17 protein-coding genes are annotated in these 16,386 nt (G+C 70.2%); 8 read left to right on the forward strand and 9 right to left on the reverse strand.

Going from position 1 to position 16,386, the window contains the following annotated elements:
- Window positions 1–2 precede the first annotated feature (2 nt).
- Entirely contained in the window at window positions 3–776 is a 774-nt protein-coding gene (locus tag NDW01_RS04675) for a glucose 1-dehydrogenase (RefSeq protein WP_252816873.1), read from the forward strand.
- A 62-nt stretch (window positions 777–838) separates the two neighbouring features.
- On the opposite strand, the gene NDW01_RS04680 is transcribed toward NDW01_RS04675, so the two are convergent.
- The 3 genes from NDW01_RS04680 to NDW01_RS04690 form a co-directional block, all read right to left on the reverse strand.
- The gene (locus tag NDW01_RS04680; RefSeq protein ID WP_252816875.1) at window positions 839–2,113 is read right to left on the reverse strand and encodes a cation:proton antiporter domain-containing protein; all 1,275 of its coding nucleotides are present in this window, start codon (window positions 2,111–2,113) and stop codon (window positions 839–841) included.
- Window positions 2,114–2,297: 184 nt separating this feature from the next.
- Window positions 2,298–2,522 carry a hypothetical protein gene (locus NDW01_RS04685; RefSeq protein ID WP_252816877.1) on the reverse strand — a complete coding sequence of 75 codons (225 nt, stop codon included), beginning with the start codon at window positions 2,520–2,522 and terminating at the stop codon, window positions 2,298–2,300.
- Window positions 2,519–2,800: a hypothetical protein gene (locus NDW01_RS04690; protein WP_252816879.1), complete on the reverse strand. Its 282-nt coding sequence runs from the start codon at window positions 2,798–2,800 to the stop codon at window positions 2,519–2,521. The genes NDW01_RS04685 and NDW01_RS04690 overlap by 4 nt, the downstream gene beginning before the upstream one ends.
- A gap of 153 nt (window positions 2,801–2,953) precedes the next feature.
- Here NDW01_RS04690 and NDW01_RS04695 point away from each other — a divergent pair, with 153 nt between their 5' ends.
- Both NDW01_RS04695 and NDW01_RS04700 read left to right on the forward strand, forming a co-directional pair.
- Window positions 2,954–3,754 carry a helix-turn-helix domain-containing protein gene (locus tag NDW01_RS04695; RefSeq protein ID WP_252816882.1) on the forward strand — a complete coding sequence of 267 codons (801 nt, stop codon included), beginning with the start codon at window positions 2,954–2,956 and terminating at the stop codon, window positions 3,752–3,754.
- Window positions 3,742–3,882: a DUF397 domain-containing protein gene (locus NDW01_RS04700; protein ID WP_252816884.1), complete on the forward strand. Its 141-nt coding sequence runs from the start codon at window positions 3,742–3,744 to the stop codon at window positions 3,880–3,882. Before NDW01_RS04695 ends, NDW01_RS04700 begins: the two co-directional genes overlap by 13 nt.
- A 79-nt stretch (window positions 3,883–3,961) precedes the next feature.
- Here the strand turns inward: NDW01_RS04700 and NDW01_RS04705 are convergent, their stop codons facing one another.
- Window positions 3,962–4,612 (reverse strand): TetR/AcrR family transcriptional regulator, encoded by a 651-nt coding sequence (locus NDW01_RS04705; protein ID WP_252816886.1) that lies wholly within the window; start codon window positions 4,610–4,612, stop codon window positions 3,962–3,964.
- A gap of 90 nt (window positions 4,613–4,702) precedes the next feature.
- Between NDW01_RS04705 and NDW01_RS04710 the strand changes: the two genes are divergently transcribed.
- Window positions 4,703–5,668 (forward strand): ketopantoate reductase family protein, encoded by a 966-nt coding sequence (locus tag NDW01_RS04710; protein WP_252816888.1) that lies wholly within the window; start codon window positions 4,703–4,705, stop codon window positions 5,666–5,668.
- 101 nt (window positions 5,669–5,769) lie between these two features.
- Here the strand turns inward: NDW01_RS04710 and NDW01_RS04715 are convergent, their stop codons facing one another.
- The 4 genes from NDW01_RS04715 to NDW01_RS04730 all read right to left on the reverse strand — a co-directional run bounded on the left by NDW01_RS04715 (window position 5,770) and on the right by NDW01_RS04730 (window position 8,715).
- The gene (locus NDW01_RS04715) at window positions 5,770–6,429 is read right to left on the reverse strand and encodes a pentapeptide repeat-containing protein (RefSeq protein WP_252817384.1); all 660 of its coding nucleotides are present in this window, start codon (window positions 6,427–6,429) and stop codon (window positions 5,770–5,772) included.
- Window positions 6,430–6,431: 2 nt separating this feature from the next.
- The gene (locus NDW01_RS04720; protein WP_252816890.1) at window positions 6,432–7,703 is read right to left on the reverse strand and encodes a putative T7SS-secreted protein; all 1,272 of its coding nucleotides are present in this window, start codon (window positions 7,701–7,703) and stop codon (window positions 6,432–6,434) included.
- Window positions 7,697–8,029, reverse strand: a complete 333-nt coding sequence (locus tag NDW01_RS04725) for a hypothetical protein (protein ID WP_252816892.1) — start codon at window positions 8,027–8,029, stop codon at window positions 7,697–7,699. Before NDW01_RS04725 ends, NDW01_RS04720 begins: the two co-directional genes overlap by 7 nt.
- 104 nt (window positions 8,030–8,133) lie before the next feature.
- Window positions 8,134–8,715, reverse strand: a complete 582-nt coding sequence (locus NDW01_RS04730) for an SACE_7040 family transcriptional regulator (protein WP_252816894.1) — start codon at window positions 8,713–8,715, stop codon at window positions 8,134–8,136.
- Between the two features lie 74 nt (window positions 8,716–8,789).
- Here NDW01_RS04730 and NDW01_RS04735 point away from each other — a divergent pair, with 74 nt between their 5' ends.
- Genes NDW01_RS04735 through NDW01_RS04750 form a run of 4 tightly spaced genes read left to right on the forward strand, consistent with a single transcriptional unit; the run spans window position 8,790 to window position 14,468 of the window.
- Complete coding sequence (locus tag NDW01_RS04735) at window positions 8,790–10,397, forward strand: carboxyl transferase domain-containing protein (protein ID WP_454923411.1); 1,608 nt, start codon at window positions 8,790–8,792, stop codon at window positions 10,395–10,397.
- Window positions 10,398–10,399: 2 nt separating this feature from the next.
- Window positions 10,400–12,391 (forward strand): ATP-binding protein, encoded by a 1,992-nt coding sequence (locus tag NDW01_RS04740; protein ID WP_252817388.1) that lies wholly within the window; start codon window positions 10,400–10,402, stop codon window positions 12,389–12,391.
- Window positions 12,388–13,320, forward strand: coding sequence for a hydroxymethylglutaryl-CoA lyase (locus NDW01_RS04745; protein WP_406567682.1), 933 nt, complete (start codon window positions 12,388–12,390; stop codon window positions 13,318–13,320). The genes NDW01_RS04740 and NDW01_RS04745 overlap by 4 nt, the downstream gene beginning before the upstream one ends.
- The gene (locus NDW01_RS04750) at window positions 13,320–14,468 is read left to right on the forward strand and encodes an acyl-CoA dehydrogenase family protein (RefSeq protein WP_252816896.1); all 1,149 of its coding nucleotides are present in this window, start codon (window positions 13,320–13,322) and stop codon (window positions 14,466–14,468) included. The genes NDW01_RS04745 and NDW01_RS04750 overlap by 1 nt, the downstream gene beginning before the upstream one ends.
- Before the next feature lie 73 nt (window positions 14,469–14,541).
- On the opposite strand, the gene NDW01_RS04755 is transcribed toward NDW01_RS04750, so the two are convergent.
- Window positions 14,542–16,380 carry an NAD(P)-binding domain-containing protein gene (locus tag NDW01_RS04755; RefSeq protein WP_252816897.1) on the reverse strand — a complete coding sequence of 613 codons (1,839 nt, stop codon included), beginning with the start codon at window positions 16,378–16,380 and terminating at the stop codon, window positions 14,542–14,544.
- Window positions 16,381–16,386: the final 6 nt, after the last annotated feature.

Here is a 16,386-nt window from a genome sequence, read left to right on the forward strand (position 1 = left end):
TCATGGGAACAGGGGCGCTGGAAGGCAAGGTCGCGCTGGTGACCGGCGGGAGCCGGGGCATCGGGCGGGCCATCGCGGAACGACTCGCGCGTGACGGCGCGGCGGTCGCCGTCGCCTACGCCCGCGACGAGGCGGCGGCGCGTGAGACCGTCGAGCGCATCCGGAAGGACGGGGGCCGGGCCTTCGCGCTACGGGCGCAGCTGGGACGGCACGGCGACGCGGCCCACCTGTGGGCCGCCTTCGACGCCGAGGGCGGCGACCACGCGCCCGACGGGAGGCTGGACATCATCGTCAACAACGCCGGCATCGGACGCAGCGCGCCGCTGGCCTCGCTGACCGAGGACGAGTTCGACGAACTGTTCGCCGTGAACGTGCGCGCGCCGTTCTTCATCGTGCAGCAGGGGCTGACCCGCCTGCGGGACGGCGGCCGGATCATCAACATTTCCAGCGGCGCGGCCACCCTCGCCATGCCGGAGATCATCGCCTACAGCGCCACGAAGGGCGCGCTGGACACCTTCACCCTCAACCTCGCCAAGGAACTCGGCCCCCGTGGCATCACGGTGAACTCGGTGGCTCCGGGGATCGTCGACACCGACGTCAACGCCTCCTGGCTTCGCGGCGACCCGGAGGCCGAGGCGTACGCCGCGTCCGTGGCCGCCCTGGGCCGGGTCGGGCGGCCCGAGGACATCGCCGACGTCGTGGCCTTCCTGGCCTCCGACGACGCGCGCTGGGTGACCGGCCGGGTCGTCGACGCCACGGGCGGCGCCGGGCTGTGAGCGCGGCCCCTCGTGCGGGAGTTCGTTCGGCGGCCTCCCGCACGAGAGGATCCCCGGCGGCCCTATGCCGCCTGTGACTCGGCCGATCGCGCGGAGCGGCGGTGGGCGAGTTCGTCCGGGGACGCGGGGGCGTTCGGCAGCAGGGGGCCTGCCAGGGCCGTCGTGACCAGCGCCATCAGGACCATCATCGTGAACATCTGGCCGTCGAGGACCCCGAGGCTGACGCCGACGTTGAGGATGATCAGCTCGGTCAGGCCGCGCGTGTTCATCAGCAGGCCGAGGGTGCCGGCCTCCCGCCACGACATTCCGGTGAGCCTTCCGGGGACCGTCGCGCCCACCATCTTGCCGACGCAGGCGACGAGGACGATGGCGGCCAGTTCGATGACGCTGCGGCCGGAGAGGGCGCTGACATCGACGTTCAGGCCCGTCACGATGAAGAAGACCGGGAGCAGCACCATGCTGATTCCGCCGAACGGCCGCTTCACGCCCTCGATGAGGACCTCGAACGGCTCGCGCGGCATGATGACGCCGAACGCGAATGCGCCGAAGATGGCGTGAATGCCGATCCACGTCGTGGCGTAGGACGACAGGAAGATCCCGGTCACCAGCATGATGACGTACAGCGGTGGCACCCGGTCGGTGACCCACGTGCGCGTCAGGTAGGCCAGCAGCGGGCGTATGAGCAGCGCCATGATCGCTACATAGACCGCCGACAGGATGCCGATCTGCACCATGTGCCCGGCGGCGCCGTTGGCGGTGACGATCGCGGCGGTCAGTGCGAGGAGGCACCAGGCGAGCACGTCGTCGACGGCCGCGCTGGCCAACGCGAGAGCACCCACGCGCGTTCCCATCATGCGGTGCTCGGTCAGCATCCGGGCGAGCACGGGGAACGCGGTGATGGACATTGCCGCACCCATGAACAGCGCGAACGCCGTGAACGACGTGTGGTGGCCCTTCACGGTCTGGTGGTGGGAGTACAGCAGTGTCGCCAGGGCGACGCCGAGACCGAAGGCGAGCGCGATCGAGCTGATCGATACCGCCCCGGCCGCGCTGCGACGCCCCTTCAGCAGCCGTTTGTCGAACTCCCAGCCGATGCCGAACATGAAGATCAGGAGCCCGACCTGCGCGATCGCCGAGAGGTACGGCCGCGCCTCGGTCGGGAAGATGTGGGCGGTGGGGTCGCCCGGGAGGAGCCCGAGCAGGCTGGGCCCGAGCGCGATCCCGGCGATGATCTCGCCGATGACCGGTGGCTGTCTCAGATGCCGGACCAGGCGGCCGAGGATCGCTCCTACCACCAGGACAATCGCGATGTCGGCCATCACAGTCGCGATCAGCAAATCGGAATGCTGCGCAAGGCTTTTCATGGAGTACTCCGTTGTCCAGGGCAAGAATTGCGGGATCACCGGATGGCGACTGCCATGATCACACGGCACCCGAAAGCACGCCATAGACCGCGGCCCCTGATCTCCTTGTTAACCGAACGTTTCGTACGGGCGTCGCTCGAACACCGACCGGAATTAATCAGGGAGCCGAGACGTGAGTGCGCGACCGTTTCTCCTGCTCGAGCAGCTGCAGACTTTTACGGGCGGCTTCCGGATATCTTCGGACAAGCCGATCGAGCTGCGTGAGCTCGCACGCCGCCGTCATGGCAGGTAGTCCGAGCCGGTCGATGGCGGCGTTGAAGGCCCGCACCGACTCCAGCGCCGCCCGGGCGACCGGATCCGTGACCTCCTGCGATTCGGTCACGGCCGCCGCCTGACCGGAATGGTGACGACGTGCCGGATGGCGGCCACGAGGTCGTCGACCTCGTCCGCGGTGAGGAGGCGTGTGTGGTCGTTCCGGTCGGCGATCGGTTTGCCCCAGGACCACCAGAAGCGGAGGTTCCCGTCGGTGTCGGGGCGGCATTCGACTTCTTCGGTGAGAAAGTGGCATTGCGCAATGATTCGGACCCTCGTCCCGTACTGCTCCGCGGTCAGTCCGGCCTCCTGGCAGGCCTGCGTGAGCCACTTCGCGAATGCGCTCATCTCTTCACTCGTGTACGGCCGCATTGACTGATCTCCTAGCGTGTTGGTCGCGCTACCCAGCGTGGCCGTGAAGGGATATGCTGGGAAGTGCGAACCCACCGTCGCTTGTGCGTGAAGTCCCGATAGCCATTCACACGAGGATGTGAACCCCCAATGGCACCGAAACGAGAGACGGCGCTCGACGCGTGGGGTAAGGAGCTGGCCTACGCCTGCGAGGCGGCCGGCCTCACCGGCAAACAATTCGCCGAGGCGCTCCACGTCGCCCCCTCGACCGTCAGCCAGTGGATCAACGGCCGTCGCACGCCCCATCTCGACGACGTCAAGCGCTGCGACGAGGCGCTACACACGAACGGCTACCTCGCCCGCTACTTCGAGAAGTGGGTGACGCCCGAGATCCCTACGGTGTGGACCGACCGGTGGCTGTCCGCCGAAGCCCACGCGAACATGATCCACAGCTATGACCTCGCGGTCATTCCCGGGCTGCTCCAGACTCCGGACTACGCGCGCGCGGTCATTCGGTTCAACCGGCACCTGTCGATCGAAGTCGAGGAGCTCGTACGTCGGCGAATCGATCGACAGGCAATACTCAGCGACGAGAATCCGCCGATGTGCGTCTTCGTCATCGATGAGTATGCGCTTCGACGCACGGTGGGCGACAGCAAGGTGATGTTCGATCAATTGACCCGTGTTCGTGAGCTGGCACAGTGGCCGAACATCATCGTGAAAATAGTGCCTGCGGGCACCGAGTACTACGCGGGCGGCCCATTCATGATCGCGAAGCTGGATAGGTGCGAAATCGCGAACTTGGACACTGCTCTCAGGGGCCAGATCATCGAGAAGCCGGAGCGGGTCGCGGAGATCTGTCGCGTCTGGGAGGATATCCGCGAGCTGGCCTTGTCGCCGAAGGACTCGCTGGCATTAATAGAGGCGGTGGTCGAAGAATGGCGGGCGTGACCTGGAGAAAGTCGTCCCACAGTGGCTCTAACGCTGAGCAGTGCGTCGAGGTCGCTGTTGTCGAGGAGGGAGCCGGTTGGTACGCCGGCCGCACTTGGTGGTCTCGCCTGATCCGAGGCCGGACGTGAGGCGGCCACCGCTGTGATCATGTGGGTGTGTTGACCAACGCAGGCAAGGCCTTATCGATCGCTGAATGCGGCTGAATTACTAACCGGATCCTTCACCCGCGGCATGTGACCTCGTGTCGCACCTTGTCCTAGCGGGCGACGACACTGTGGCCGCCTGGGCTGAGTGCGGGCTGCGTAGCCCGTCCAGCAGGAGGGTGACGATACCGTCGGCCTCGGCCCGCCAATTGGGGCGGTCATGAGCCGCGCCGATGCCGTGCAGCGCCATCATGACGGCGCCGGCGCCCACGTCGTCGCGAACGGCGCCATCCCGCACGGCGGCGGCCACCAGGTCGGTGACAGCCTGCTCCAGTGCCCGGCTGCCCTCGGCGAGGGCGCCCGAGCGGTCGGCCATGAGCGTGGCCAGCGTCCGGGCGAGGCCCTGGTGGGCGTCAATGTGGTCGACCATGCCGCGTAGGAAGGTCGCCAAAGCCTCCTCCGCGGGCAGCGTGGCCTGTAGCCGGCGGGCGCGGTCGCACAGTGCGGCGATCTCCCCGTGGTAGACCGCCTCGGCCAGCGCCTCCCGGGTGGGGAAGTGGCGGTACAGCGTGCCGGTGCCCACGCCGGCCAGGCGGGCGAAGTCATCGAAGCGCAGGTCGAAGAAGTCGCCGGCGTCGAATACCTCCCGGGCTGTTGCGAGCAGGGCCTCGCGCTTGCGCTGGGCGTCGGCCCGCAGCGGCTTGTCGGAAGTCATGCGCTACCTCGCGTTGACAAGTGGAGACGACCTCCATATTTTGAAAAGTGGAGATGATCTCCAGATCGATCGTACCCCACGAGGTGCAGCTTGAAGATCCTGATGTTCGGCCGAGGCGTGATCGCCACCGTCTACGGCTGGGCCCTGCAACAGGCGGGACATGACGTCGAGTTCTATGTCCGGCCAGGCCGCGCGGCGACGTACGGGGACGTGGTGGACCTCGATCTGATCGATATGCGGCGCCGGGTGTGGGGGCAACGCGTCGTCGAGAAGTGGCCGGTGCGCTACCGCGAGGCGCTGGAGCCGGACCACGACTTCGACCTGATCGTGCTCAGCGTGCCGCACCACCGGCTCGCGGAGGCGGCGGCCTTCCTGACCCCGCGTGTCGGCCAGGCCACAGTGCTGGTCTTCGGCAACATCTGGACCGAGCCGCTCGCCGCGATCGGCGCACTCCCTGTCGATCAGATCGCCTGGGGCTTTCCTCAGGCCGGTGGCGGTTTCGGCGCGGACGGCGTGCTCCGGGGGATGCTGCTGCCGTCGGTCATCTTCGGCACCCTCGGCCAGCCCCCGACCGACCGGGAGCAGGCCGTGCGCCAGGCGTTCCGCGAGGCCGGGCTCCGACCCAAGGAGCAGTCCGACTTCCGCGGCTGGCTGTGGGTCCATTTCGTGTCGGATGCCGGTCTGCACTCGCAGGGCCTGCGGCTGGGCTCCCTCTCCAAGCTGGCCGGGGCAACGGGCGACCTGCGCGAGGGACTGCTGGCCGGCCGCGAGCTGCTGCCGCTCCTCGAGGCGCGCGGCCTTGACCTGCGACGTCACCGGGGCGGCGTGCTGCCGTTCCGTGCGCCCACCTGGCTGACGGCACCCGCGCTCGCCTGGCTGACTGCGCATGTCGCGCCGGTGCGTGTGAATTTCGCCGCGCACTCCGACCCCGCGGCCGAGGAGCCGCGTGAGATCTGCCGGGACGCCCTGGCGGAGGCACGACGGTTGGGCATCCCGGTACCGCGGCTGGAAGCGGCGGAACCGCACTTCGCCCGTGAGGGGACGGGCCGAACCTGAATCCACCGCAGACCACCGTGGTGGCGGCCATCTACTCACAGCGGTGGCCGCCTTACGTCCGGCCTCCGATCAGACCGAGATCACCAAGTGCGGCTGGGGCATTAGGAGTGGACCTGGACGTCGGGGGCGCCGTGGGCGGCGAACCAGTGGGTCAGGTCTTCGCCGTCGATGAGGTGCGGTTCGTCGGTGCCGACGTCGATCGGGCCGGAGACCCCTCCGGCGGCGCCCGCTACGGCGCACTGGCCGAATCTCGCCCTGGCCAGGCCGGTCGACTCTCCGTCCAGGCCGAACGAGCATTCGCGCAGGTCGGCGCCGCGTAGGTCCGCGTCGGAGAGCAGGGCCCTGCCGAACCGGGCCTTGCGGAGGTCGGCGCCGCGCAGGTCGGCGCCTTCGAACTCCGCGCGCTGCAGGTCCGCTCCGACGAACACGGCACCCCGGGCGTCGCACCCGCGCGCCAGCGCCTTGCGCAGGTCGGCGTGGGAAAGGTCGGCTCTCCGCAGGTCCGCGGAGACCAGCCAGGCACCGGACAGGTTCGTGCCGACGAGGCGTACGCCGCCCAGCATCGCCTCGCTGAGCTCGGCCTGGGTGAGATCGAGCCCGGACAGGTCCGCGCCGGTGAAGTCGAGCCCTTCGGCGTCGAGCACCGACAGGACGTCCTGGGAATCGGCGGGCAGTGCCGCGAGGTAGGTCTCGAGGACCTGACGCGCGGCGGAATCGTCGGGCCAGCGGATCACGTCGCCGCGCGAACGACCGTACGTCATGGTCACTGGCCCCACACTACCCTTCCCTGCCAGGACGGATTGTTGGCGACGATCTGCTGGAGACGGGCGAGACGCGCGGGCGTCATTCCGTCCGGATCGAGCAGCACGTTCTGGCCGTTGTTCAGCTCTTTATCGATCATTTCGGTGAATTGCTGGTCCGATTGCGGGCTGGAGATGGGCTGCCCGGGGTTCGGGCGGTAACTGGGCCGGATGTCGGGTGAGCTCTTGACGTCCCACCGCTGGCCGGTGCCGTCGGTGATGTCGCCCATGTCCTCGCCGTTCGGCCCGAGCGGAGTCCGGCTCACCGGACCGGGGAGATCGCCGGAACCCTCGGCCTTGAGCGCGACCGTCGCCTCTCGCTGGGAGGCGGGATTGGAAGCGCCGTTCTTGGCCGGGTCCTTGGACAGGGTGTCGATCCGGTTCTGCCACTCCGGGGTCCCCTCGGTGTACTGCGGGTCCGGGGCGCTCGCCGTTCCCTCGCCGCTGCTGGTGTCGAAGGGCTGCACCTTGTCGTCGCCGGAGGCGTGGCTCGCCAGGTCGCCGGCGGAGGCCATCATGAGGGTGCCGCCGGCGAGGACACCGGCCGTCGAGATGGCGTTGATCGGCACCCCGGCGATCGCGCCCACTCCGGTCACGTCGAGGACCAGGCCGGCCCCGTCGCCGAACGCGCTGATCCCGGCGAGGGCCGTTCCGCCGATCAGGCCGAGATCGTCGAGGGGGTGGTGCAGCATCGCGTTCCCGAACGACGCGAGATCGTTGAGGGCGGTCTCACCGAGCTTCTCGGCGTCCTTGCCGAGACCCTCGAAGAAGTTGCCGACCTTGGACCAGAAGCCGGGTTTGTGCGGCGCCTTGTCGCGTAACTTCTTGACGGCCGCGGTCGCGGTGCCCGCCGCCTTGTGGAGCTGGCCGCGGGCGTTCTCCAGAGTGGCCTTGGCCGTGTCGTGGTCCCCCTGGTTCCACTGCTGGATCGCCACGCCCGCCTGGCCCTGGGCCCAGACCAGCGTCGGGACGTAGTCGTCGAGAGCCTTCGCCGCGCCGGTGAAGCACTCGCCGGCCTCTGACCACTTCTGCGGGTGACCGTGGAACCGCTTGCGGAACGCGTCGCCCGCGGGTCCCGTCCAGCCGTCGGCGGTGTCGATGCTGGCCAGGCCGTTCCCGGCCTCGTTGAGCAGCTCGGCGTAGCCGTACATCTTGCCCGCGACCGTGACGATCGCCTCGGCGTTTCCCGGGACGAGCTCCTTGGGATCGTCGGTGTCGCCGAGTTGCTTCACCATTGGCCGGCCGCCGGATCCGCGCCGGTGCGGCTCTGCAAGAGGCCGTGCAGGCGGGCGACGCTCGTCTTCTCGGCCTTGGCGTACGCCAGCGCGGACAGCGCCAGGCGGTTCGCGACCTCCTTCGAGTCCTTGATCAGGTGCTCGACACCGATCTCCCAGCGGTCGCAGAAGTCGGCGATCATCCCGCCGAGGTCGCCGTCGCCGTAGTCGGCCTTCTTCCCGTCGATGTCGCTGACCTTGTTGTTCTGCAGCGCGAGGATCGTTCCATTGACGCCTGTGGCCGCCTCGGCGAGAGCGTCGAAGTTCACTTTGTAACCGTCGGTCATCCGGTCACCTCCGTGGCATTCCCTTTATAGGACGTGCCCACCGGGTGACGGGTTCCCTGGCCTAATTCAGGCGGCCAAGAATTCACCTAAACGGAAGTCCCTAATCAGGAGCGGAAGGCGCCGGTGAGGGCGTCGGAGGCCATGGCGTGCAGGAGGCGGGCCATCGTGGCGCGGTCGAGTTCGCCGGTGCTGTGCGGGGTGGAGTTGAGGAGGCCGAACGCCGCATGCGTCGCGGCGCGGGCGCGGTCCTCGGCGGCGCCGGGGTGCACGAGGCGGAGCACCCGCACCCATTCCTCGGCGTAGGCGCGCTGCAGGCGGCGGATCTCGCGGCGCTCCGGCTGCGGCACGTTGCCCAGTTCGCGGACGTGGACGGTGATCAGGGCGGGGTTGTCCAGGGCGAAGTCGATGTGCCAGCGGAGCAGGGCGTCCAGGGCCACGTCCGGGGTGCCGGCGGCGGCGACGCGGCGGCGGCCCTCGCTCAGCAGGCGCTCGCTGATGTCGAGGAGCATCTCGGCGAGCAGGGCCTCCTTGCCCCGGAAGTGGCGGTACAGCGCCGGGCCGGTGAGGCCGACCGCGCGGCCGAGGTCACCGATCGACACGCCGTGGTAGCCGCGCCGGGCGAACAGCTCCGCCGCCGCGGACAGGATCTCCAGCCGGCGGGTCGGGGGAGCGCTGACCTCTGCCATGCCACGAGTCTAGACGGTCGCTGTTAATGTTGATTAACATCGTACTTGTTAACGATCGTTAACGGGAGGGGACTGTGGCGGAGGCTCCGCGGCTGGTGAGCCGCGTGGACGTGCGCGGTGCGGCATTCCAGCGCAACGCCGAGGAGAACCAGGCGCTCGCCACCGAGTTGCGCGAGCGCCTGGCCCGCGCGGCCCAGGGCGGCTCCGAGCGCGCCCGCAAGCGGCACGTCGCGCGGGGGAAGCTGCTCCCCCGGGACCGGGTGGACGCGCTCCTCGACCCGGGCTCGCCCTTCCTGGAGCTGGCCCCGCTGGCGGCCACCGGCATGTACGACGACGAGGCCCCGGCGGCGGGTATCATCGCCGGCGTCGGGAGGGTGGCCGGGCGCGAGTGCGTCATCGCCGCCAACGACGCGACCGTCAAGGGCGGCACGTACTACCCGATGACGGTGAAGAAGCATCTGCGCGCCCAGGAGGTCGCGCTGCAGAACCGCCTGCCGTGCGTCTACCTCGTCGACTCCGGGGGAGCGTTCCTGCCGAAGCAGGACGAGGTGTTCCCCGACCGGGAGCACTTCGGCCGCATCTTCTACAACCAGGCGACGATGTCCCAGAAGGGCATCCCGCAGATCGCCGCCGTGCTCGGATCCTGCACGGCCGGCGGCGCGTACGTCCCGGCGATGAGCGACGAGACCGTCATCGTCCGCGAGCAGGGCACCATCTTCCTCGGCGGCCCGCCGCTGGTGAAGGCCGCGACCGGCGAGGTCGTCAGCGCCGAGGAGCTGGGCGGCGGAGACGTGCACGCGCGCGTCTCGGGCGTCGTCGACCACCTCGCCGACGACGACGCGCACGCGCTGCGCATCGTCCGGTCGATCGTCTCGACGCTGGAGCCGCCGGGCCCCGCGCCGTGGCCGACGGTCCCGGCCGAGGAGCCCGCCCTCGACCCCGGAGAGCTGCGCGGCATCGTCCCGCCCGACTCCCGCACGCCGTACGACGTGCGCGAGGTCATCGCGCGGATCGTGGACGGCAGCCGGTTCCACGAGTTCAAGGAGCGGTACGGGCCGACGCTCGTCACCGGGTTCGCGCACATCCACGGGCAGCCCGTCGGGATCGTGGCCAACAACGGCATCCTGTTCGGCGAGTCGGCGCTCAAGGGCGCGCACTTCGTCGAGCTGTGCGACCGGCGTTCGATCCCGCTGGTGTTCCTGCAGAACATCACCGGGTTCATGGTCGGCCGGGAGTACGAGGCCGGGGGCATCGCCAAGCACGGGGCCAAGATGGTCACCGCCGTCGCGTGCGCGCGGGTGCCGAAGCTGACGGTGATCATCGGCGGGTCGTTCGGCGCGGGCAACTACGCGATGTGCGGCCGCGCCTATTCGCCGCGCTTCCTGTGGATGTGGCCGAACGCCCGGATCTCGGTCATGGGCGGCGAGCAGGCCGCGTCGGTGCTGGCCACAGTACGCCGCGACCAGCTCGGCGACGAGTGGCCCGCCGCGGAGGAAGAGGAGTTCAAGAAGCCGATCCGGGAACAGTACGAGCGGCAGGGCAGCCCGTACTACTCGACGGCGCGCCTCTGGGACGACGGCGTGATCGACCCCCTCGACACCCGCCGGGTGCTCGGCCTGGCCCTCGCCGCCTGCGCGAACGCCCCGCTCGAACCCGTCGGCTACGGCATCTTCCGGATGTGACCATGTTCGATTCCGTCCTGATCGCCAACCGTGGTGAGATCGCCTGCCGGATCATCCGGACGCTGCGCCGGCTCGGCATCCGCTCCGTCGTGACCTACACCGACGCCGACGCGGACGCCCGCCACGTACGGGAGGCCGACTCCGCCCTCCGGGTGGGCGGCTACCTCGACGTCGGGGACGTCGTCGGCGCCGCCGTGCGGGCGGGCGCCGAGGCCGTCCATCCCGGGTACGGCTTCCTGGCCGAGAACCCCGAGCTCGCCCGCGCCTGCGCCGACGCCGGCATCGTCTTCGTCGGCCCGCCGCCGGACGCGATCACCGCGATGGGCGACAAGATCCGGGCCAAGCGCACGGTCGCCGCCGCCGGAGTCCCCGTCGTGCCAGGTCGTGACGAGGCGGGGCTGAGCGACGAGGAGCTGGCCGACGCCGCGATGGAGGTCGGGTTGAACGCCGGCGCGGCGGTGCTTCTGAAGCCGTCGGCGGGCGGCGGAGGCAAGGGCATGCGCCGGGTCGAGGACCCGGCGGAGCTGCGGGACGCGATCGCGGCGGCCCGGCGGGAGGCTCGCGGCGCGTTCGGCGACGACACGCTCCTCGTCGAGCGCTACATCGACCAGCCCCGGCACATCGAGATCCAGGTGTTCGCCGACGCGCACGGGAACGCCGTCCACCTCGGCGAGCGCGAGTGCAGCCTGCAGCGCCGCCACCAGAAGATCGTCGAAGAGGCGCCGTCGCCGCTGCTCGGCACCGGCCCGGACGGCGAGCGGATCCGGGCCGCGATGGGCGCGAGCGCCGTCGCCGCCGCGCGCTCCGTCGGTTACGTCGGCGCGGGCACGGCCGAGTACATCGTCTCCGCCGACCGCCCGGACGAGTACTTCTTCATGGAGATGAACACCCGGCTGCAGGTCGAGCACCCGGTGACCGAGGGCGCGGTCGTGATCGATGGCCGGCCGGGCCTGGACCTGGTCGAGCTGCAGCTGCGGGTCGCGGCGGGGGAGCCGCTGCCGTTCGGCCAGGACGCCGTGGCGTTCGACGGGCACGCGGTCGAGGCGCGGGTGTACGCCGAGGACCCCGCCCGGGGCTTCCTGCCCACCGGCGGCCGGGTGCTGCTGCTGCACGAGCCGTACGGCCTCGACCTCCGGGTCGACTCCGGGCTGCACGAGGGCGCCGTCGTCGGCGGCTCGTACGACCCGATGCTGGCCAAGGTGATCGCCCGGGGGCCGGACCGCGCGAGCGCGCTGCGCCGACTGGATCAGGCGCTGGCCTCGTACACGCTGCTCGGGGTCGGGACGAACATCGCGTTCCTGCGGTCGCTCCTGGCCGACCCGGACGTGGCCGCCGGCCGGCTCGACACCGGCCTGGTCGAGCGCCGCCCCGCCGACCCCGCGGACGGCGAGATCCCCGGGGACGTCCTCGCCGCCGCCGCGCTGGAGCGCATGCTCGCGCTGGAGACCCCGGACCCCGGCCCCTGGGACGTCCCGGACGGCTGGCGTCTCGGCGCGCCCGCCTGGACGACCTGGCGCATCGCCGGGCACGAGGTGCGCGTCCGCGGCCGCGCCGCCGACGCGGAGGTGTCGGTCGACGGCGGCGATCCCGTACGGGCCACGGCCCGCCGCGACGGCGTGGTCCTGCTCGTCGAGTACGCCGGGGACCGTACCCGCTTCACCTGCGCCCGCGACGGGGACGTGTGCTGGCTCGGCCGGGACGGGCGCGTCTGGTCGCTGAAGGAGACCGAGCCGCTCGCCGCGCGGGCCACCGAGACCACCGCCGGAGCCGGCGCCGTGCGCAGCCCGATGCCCGGCACGGTCGCGGCCGTCAAGGCGGCCGACGGGGACGAGGTCGTCGCCGGCCAGCCGCTCGTGATCGTCGAGGCGATGAAGATGGAGCACACGGTGACCGCGCCGGTCGACGGCGTGGTCGGCGGGCTGACCGTCCAGCCGGGCGCGCAGGTCGCCCTGGACGAGGTCCTCGCCGTCGTCACGCCGAAGGGAGAACGATGATGCGCGTGCCACTCGACGGGCTGCCCTCCCGGGTCACGGTCTACGAGGTCGGGGCCCGCGACGGCCTGCAGAACGAGTCGGCGATCGTGCCGGTCGAGGTGAAGCGGGAGTTCATCACCCGCCTCGCCGGGGCCGGGCTGCGGGTGATCGAGGCGACGAGCTTCGTCCACCCGAAGTGGGTGCCGCAGCTCGCCGACGCCGCCGAGCTGCTCGGCGGGCTGGAGCGCGCGGAGGGCGTCCGCCACCCGGTGCTGGTGCCCAACGAGCGCGGCCTCGACCGCGCCCTCGACGCCGGCGTCACCGAGATCGCGATCTTCGGCAGCGCGACCGAGACGTTCGCCCGGCGCAACCTCAACCGGACGATCGACGAGTCGGTGGAGATGTTCGCGCCCGTCGTCGAACGGGCGCGGGCGCACGGCCTGGACGTGCGCGCGTACGTCTCGATGTGCTTCGGCGACCCGTGGGAGGGCGACGTGCCGATCGCGCAGGTCGTCGCGGTCGCCACGCGCCTGCTCGACCTCGGCTGCACGGAGCTGTCCCTGGGCGACACGATCGGCGTCGGGACGCCGGGGCACGTCACCGCCCTCATCGGCGCGCTGGCCGAGTCCGGCGTCGACACCGGCCGGCTCGCCGTGCACTTCCACGACACCTATGGGCAGGCGCTCGCCAACACCCTGGCCGCGCTCCGCTGCGGCGTCACCACCGTGGACGCCTCGGCGGGCGGCCTGGGCGGCTGCCCGTACGCCAAGAGCGCGACGGGGAACCTGGCCACCGAGGACCTCGTGTGGATGCTCGACGGCCTGGGCATCGAGACCGGCGTCGACGTACGCCGCCTCGCCGAGACCAGCCACTGGATGGCCGAACGCCTCGGACGCCCCAGCCCGTCCCGCGTCGTCCAGGCCCTGTCCCGAGAACAAGGGAGCGACTGATGATCGGATTCACCCTCGACGAGGAGTACGAGGCCCTGCGCCGTACCGTCGAGACGTTCGCCCGGGACGAGGTGGCGCCGGTCATCGGCGACTACTACGAGCGGGAGGCCTTCCCGTACGAGATCATCGCCCGGATGGGGAAGATGGGCCTGTTCGGGCTGCCCTTCCCCGAGGAGTACGGCGGGATGGGCGGCGACTACTTCGCCCTGTGCATCGCCCTGGAGGAGCTCGCCCGCGTCGACTCCTCGGTCGCGATCACGCTGGAGGCCGGCGTATCCCTCGGTGCGATGCCGATCTTCCGGTTCGGGACCGAGGAGCAGAGGCGCGAGTGGCTGCCGCGCCTGTGCTCGGGCGAGCGGCTCGCGGCGTTCGGGCTGACCGAGCCCGGCGGCGGCACCGACGTGCCCGGCGGCATGCGCACCACCGCGCGGCTCGAGGACGGGCACTGGGTGATCAACGGGTCCAAGGCGTTCATCACCAACGCGGGCACCGACGTCACCGCGGCCGTCACCGTCGCCGCGCTGACCGGCGACGGCGAGATCTCCACGATCCTCGTGCCGTCGGGCACGCCGGGGTTCACCGCCGGGAAGAAGTACTCCAAGGTCGGCTGGTCCGCCTCCGACACCCGGGAGCTGTCCTTCGACGACGTCCGCGTCCCGGAGGAGAACCTCGTCGGCGAGCGCGGCCGGGGCTACGCCCAGTTCCTGCGGATCCTCGACGAGGGCCGCATCGCCATCGCCGCGCTCTCGGTCGGGCTCGCCCAGGGGTGCGTGGACGAGTGCCTGCGGTACGTGCGCGAGCGCGAGGCGTTCGGCCGGGCGATCGGGGAGTACCAGGCGATCCAGTTCAAGGTCGCGGACATGGAGACGCGGGCGCACACGGCCCGGCTCGCCTACTACGCGGCGGCGGCGCGGATGCTCGCCGGGGAGCCGTTCAAGAAGGAGGCGGCGATCGCCAAGCTGGTCGCCTCCAACGCCGCCATGGACAACGCCCGCGACGCCACGCAGATCTTCGGCGGGTACGGCTTCATGAACGAGTACCCGGTCGGCCGGTTCTACCGCGACGCCAAGATCCTCGAGGTCGGCGAGGGCACCTCCGAGGTCCAGCGCATGCTCATCGCCCGCCACCTCGGCCTCCCCGCCCGCTGATCCCGCCGCCTTCGTCGGCCGTCCAACGCGAGGGCCGACGAAGAGCGGAGCGGGTCCGGCGGGCCGCCGCCGTTCAGTCGAAGGGCGTCCGGCGGCCTTCGCGGACGTAGCCGCCGCGCGAGGAGATGTGATCGTCGCCGTGCACCGACGTGCCCTTCGCGAGGTGGCCGAACATCTGGATCCCGAAGCCGCCGTCCAGGTCGTCGACGATGCGCTTCTTCCAGGGGCGCCGGATGATCTGGGTGGTCAGGCGACGGACCGTCCGCGGCTGCCGCATGATGTGGTCCGCGATCGTGTAGGCACGCTCGACGAGCTCGTCGGCCGGCAGGATCTCGTTGACCATGCCGTAGTCCAGGGCGGTGGAGGCGTCGATCGACTCACCGGTCAGCAGCGCATACGCCGCGCGCTTGACCCCGAGCAGTTCCTCGAAGCAACTGTGGATACCGTCGCCGGGCACCGAGCTGATGCCGTAGTGCAGGTCATAGATGTGCGCGTCGTCCGCCATCAACGTCAGGTCGCACATCAGCAGAACCTCGGAGTGATATCCGTCGCCGTTGACCAGCCCGATCGTTGGGATCTCCAGGTCATTGACCAGACTGCTGACGTTGATACGGCCATCCTTGTAGGCGTACTCGTACGCCCAGTGCTCGAGGTTCTCCTCTTCCAGCTCAAAGCCGGTGGGATCCGCGCCCATCATCCAGTCGGGGCCGGTTCCGGTGAGGATGAGGAGTTCGTTGTCGGGGTCCGCGCCGACGGTCTTGAGGAATTGGCCGAGGGCTCTGTGATTCTGCACGCTCAACTGGAGTGAGCCGCCGCAGGTGTGGGCGCGGGCGAGGAGCACCCCGTCGTCACGACGGTCCAGGGTGAAGAAATCCTTGAACTGCTCCTTGTACTCGTCGAATTTCGGGGTGGGGAGGAACTCTTGCAACGACATGGCTGTTCCGACTCCTCGATTTAGACGATCACCGCTGGGGCTGGGCGCTGTCGGCGGTGGGGGGGGGGGGGGGTGGGGGGGGGGTGGGGGTGTCACGGGGGGCTCGCACGCCCATTCCAGGTCTGCTCCGACCTGCTCGACGGCCGTCTCGAAGACCTCACGCAGAATCGGTCCGGTGGGGAGGTCGGCGCCCAGGTCTTCGGCGGTCTGAAGTGCCAGCATGAGATCTTTGAGGCCGAGCCTGGTGGTGAATCCGGGGGGCTCGTAGGTCTGGGTGACGATCGCCCGGCCGTATCCGCCGTAGACCGGCCCCGGGAAAATGGAGTCGTTGATCACCTCGATGAGCCGCCCTGCGTCCAGACCTTGTCGTTCGGCCAGGGTGACCGACTCCGCCAGGGCCTGCAGGGCATGGACGATCAGGTAGTTGATGGAGATCTTGGCGACGACGGCCGACGTCACGTCCGGCCCGAGGTCCCAGACTCGCCGGCCGATCGCCTCGAGCATCGGAGCCACCATGGCCCGGGCTTGCGCGTCCCCGGACGTCAGGATGGTCAGCCCGCCGGCGACGACGACGTCAGGGCGGCCGACCACGGGGGCGCTGACGTACCGGTGGCCGTTCTCAGCCGCCATCGAGGCCAACTCGGTCACGGCGCCGGGGCTGATCGTCGCGTGGTTGACATGGATGAAGCCCTCGGGCGCGGTACGCATGCGCTCGGCCGTGCAGACCTGGCGCACCGCGTCGTCGTTGCTCAGCATCGAGAACAGCAGCCCCGTGGCGATGGCGTCCTCCGGCCCGTCGCCGCGCGTGGCGCCGCGCTCGACGAGCTCATCGACCTTGCTCTTCGTCCGGGCCCATACCGTGACGTCGAAGCCGGCTTCGATCAGGCGTGTGGCCATGGGCGTCCCCATGTGCCCCAGCCCGATGAAGCCGACGCGGCGGGCCCGTGCCCGACCGGGCTCTGCCGTGCTGGTGTTCATCGGTGT

Source organism: Actinoallomurus soli (assembly GCF_024055715.1).
In the GTDB taxonomy this organism is placed as follows: Bacteria; Actinomycetota; Actinomycetes; order Streptosporangiales; family Streptosporangiaceae; genus Actinoallomurus; species Actinoallomurus soli.

Bases quoted from the DNA above. Each gene is read 5' to 3' on its own strand.
- NDW01_RS04675 (WP_252816873.1), top strand. From the start codon at position 3: ATGGGAACAGGGGCGCTGGAAGGCAAGGTCGCGCTGGTGACCGGCGGG.
- NDW01_RS04690 (WP_252816879.1), bottom strand. From the start codon at position 2,800: ATGAGCGCATTCGCGAAGTGGCTCACGCAGGCCTGCCAGGAGGCCGGA.
- NDW01_RS04695 (WP_252816882.1), top strand. From the start codon at position 2,954: ATGGCACCGAAACGAGAGACGGCGCTCGACGCGTGGGGTAAGGAGCTG.
- NDW01_RS04700 (WP_252816884.1), top strand. From the start codon at position 3,742: ATGGCGGGCGTGACCTGGAGAAAGTCGTCCCACAGTGGCTCTAACGCT.
- NDW01_RS04705 (WP_252816886.1), bottom strand. From the start codon at position 4,612: ATGACTTCCGACAAGCCGCTGCGGGCCGACGCCCAGCGCAAGCGCGAG.
- NDW01_RS04715 (WP_252817384.1), bottom strand. From the start codon at position 6,429: ATGACGTACGGTCGTTCGCGCGGCGACGTGATCCGCTGGCCCGACGAT.
- NDW01_RS04720 (WP_252816890.1), bottom strand. From the start codon at position 7,703: ATGGTGAAGCAACTCGGCGACACCGACGATCCCAAGGAGCTCGTCCCG.
- NDW01_RS04725 (WP_252816892.1), bottom strand. From the start codon at position 8,029: ATGACCGACGGTTACAAAGTGAACTTCGACGCTCTCGCCGAGGCGGCC.
- NDW01_RS04730 (WP_252816894.1), bottom strand. From the start codon at position 8,715: ATGGCAGAGGTCAGCGCTCCCCCGACCCGCCGGCTGGAGATCCTGTCC.
- NDW01_RS04740 (WP_252817388.1), top strand. From the start codon at position 10,400: ATGTTCGATTCCGTCCTGATCGCCAACCGTGGTGAGATCGCCTGCCGG.
- NDW01_RS04745 (WP_406567682.1), top strand. From the start codon at position 12,388: ATGATGCGCGTGCCACTCGACGGGCTGCCCTCCCGGGTCACGGTCTAC.
- NDW01_RS04750 (WP_252816896.1), top strand. From the start codon at position 13,320: ATGATCGGATTCACCCTCGACGAGGAGTACGAGGCCCTGCGCCGTACC.
- NDW01_RS04755 (WP_252816897.1), bottom strand. From the start codon at position 16,380: ATGAACACCAGCACGGCAGAGCCCGGTCGGGCACGGGCCCGCCGCGTC.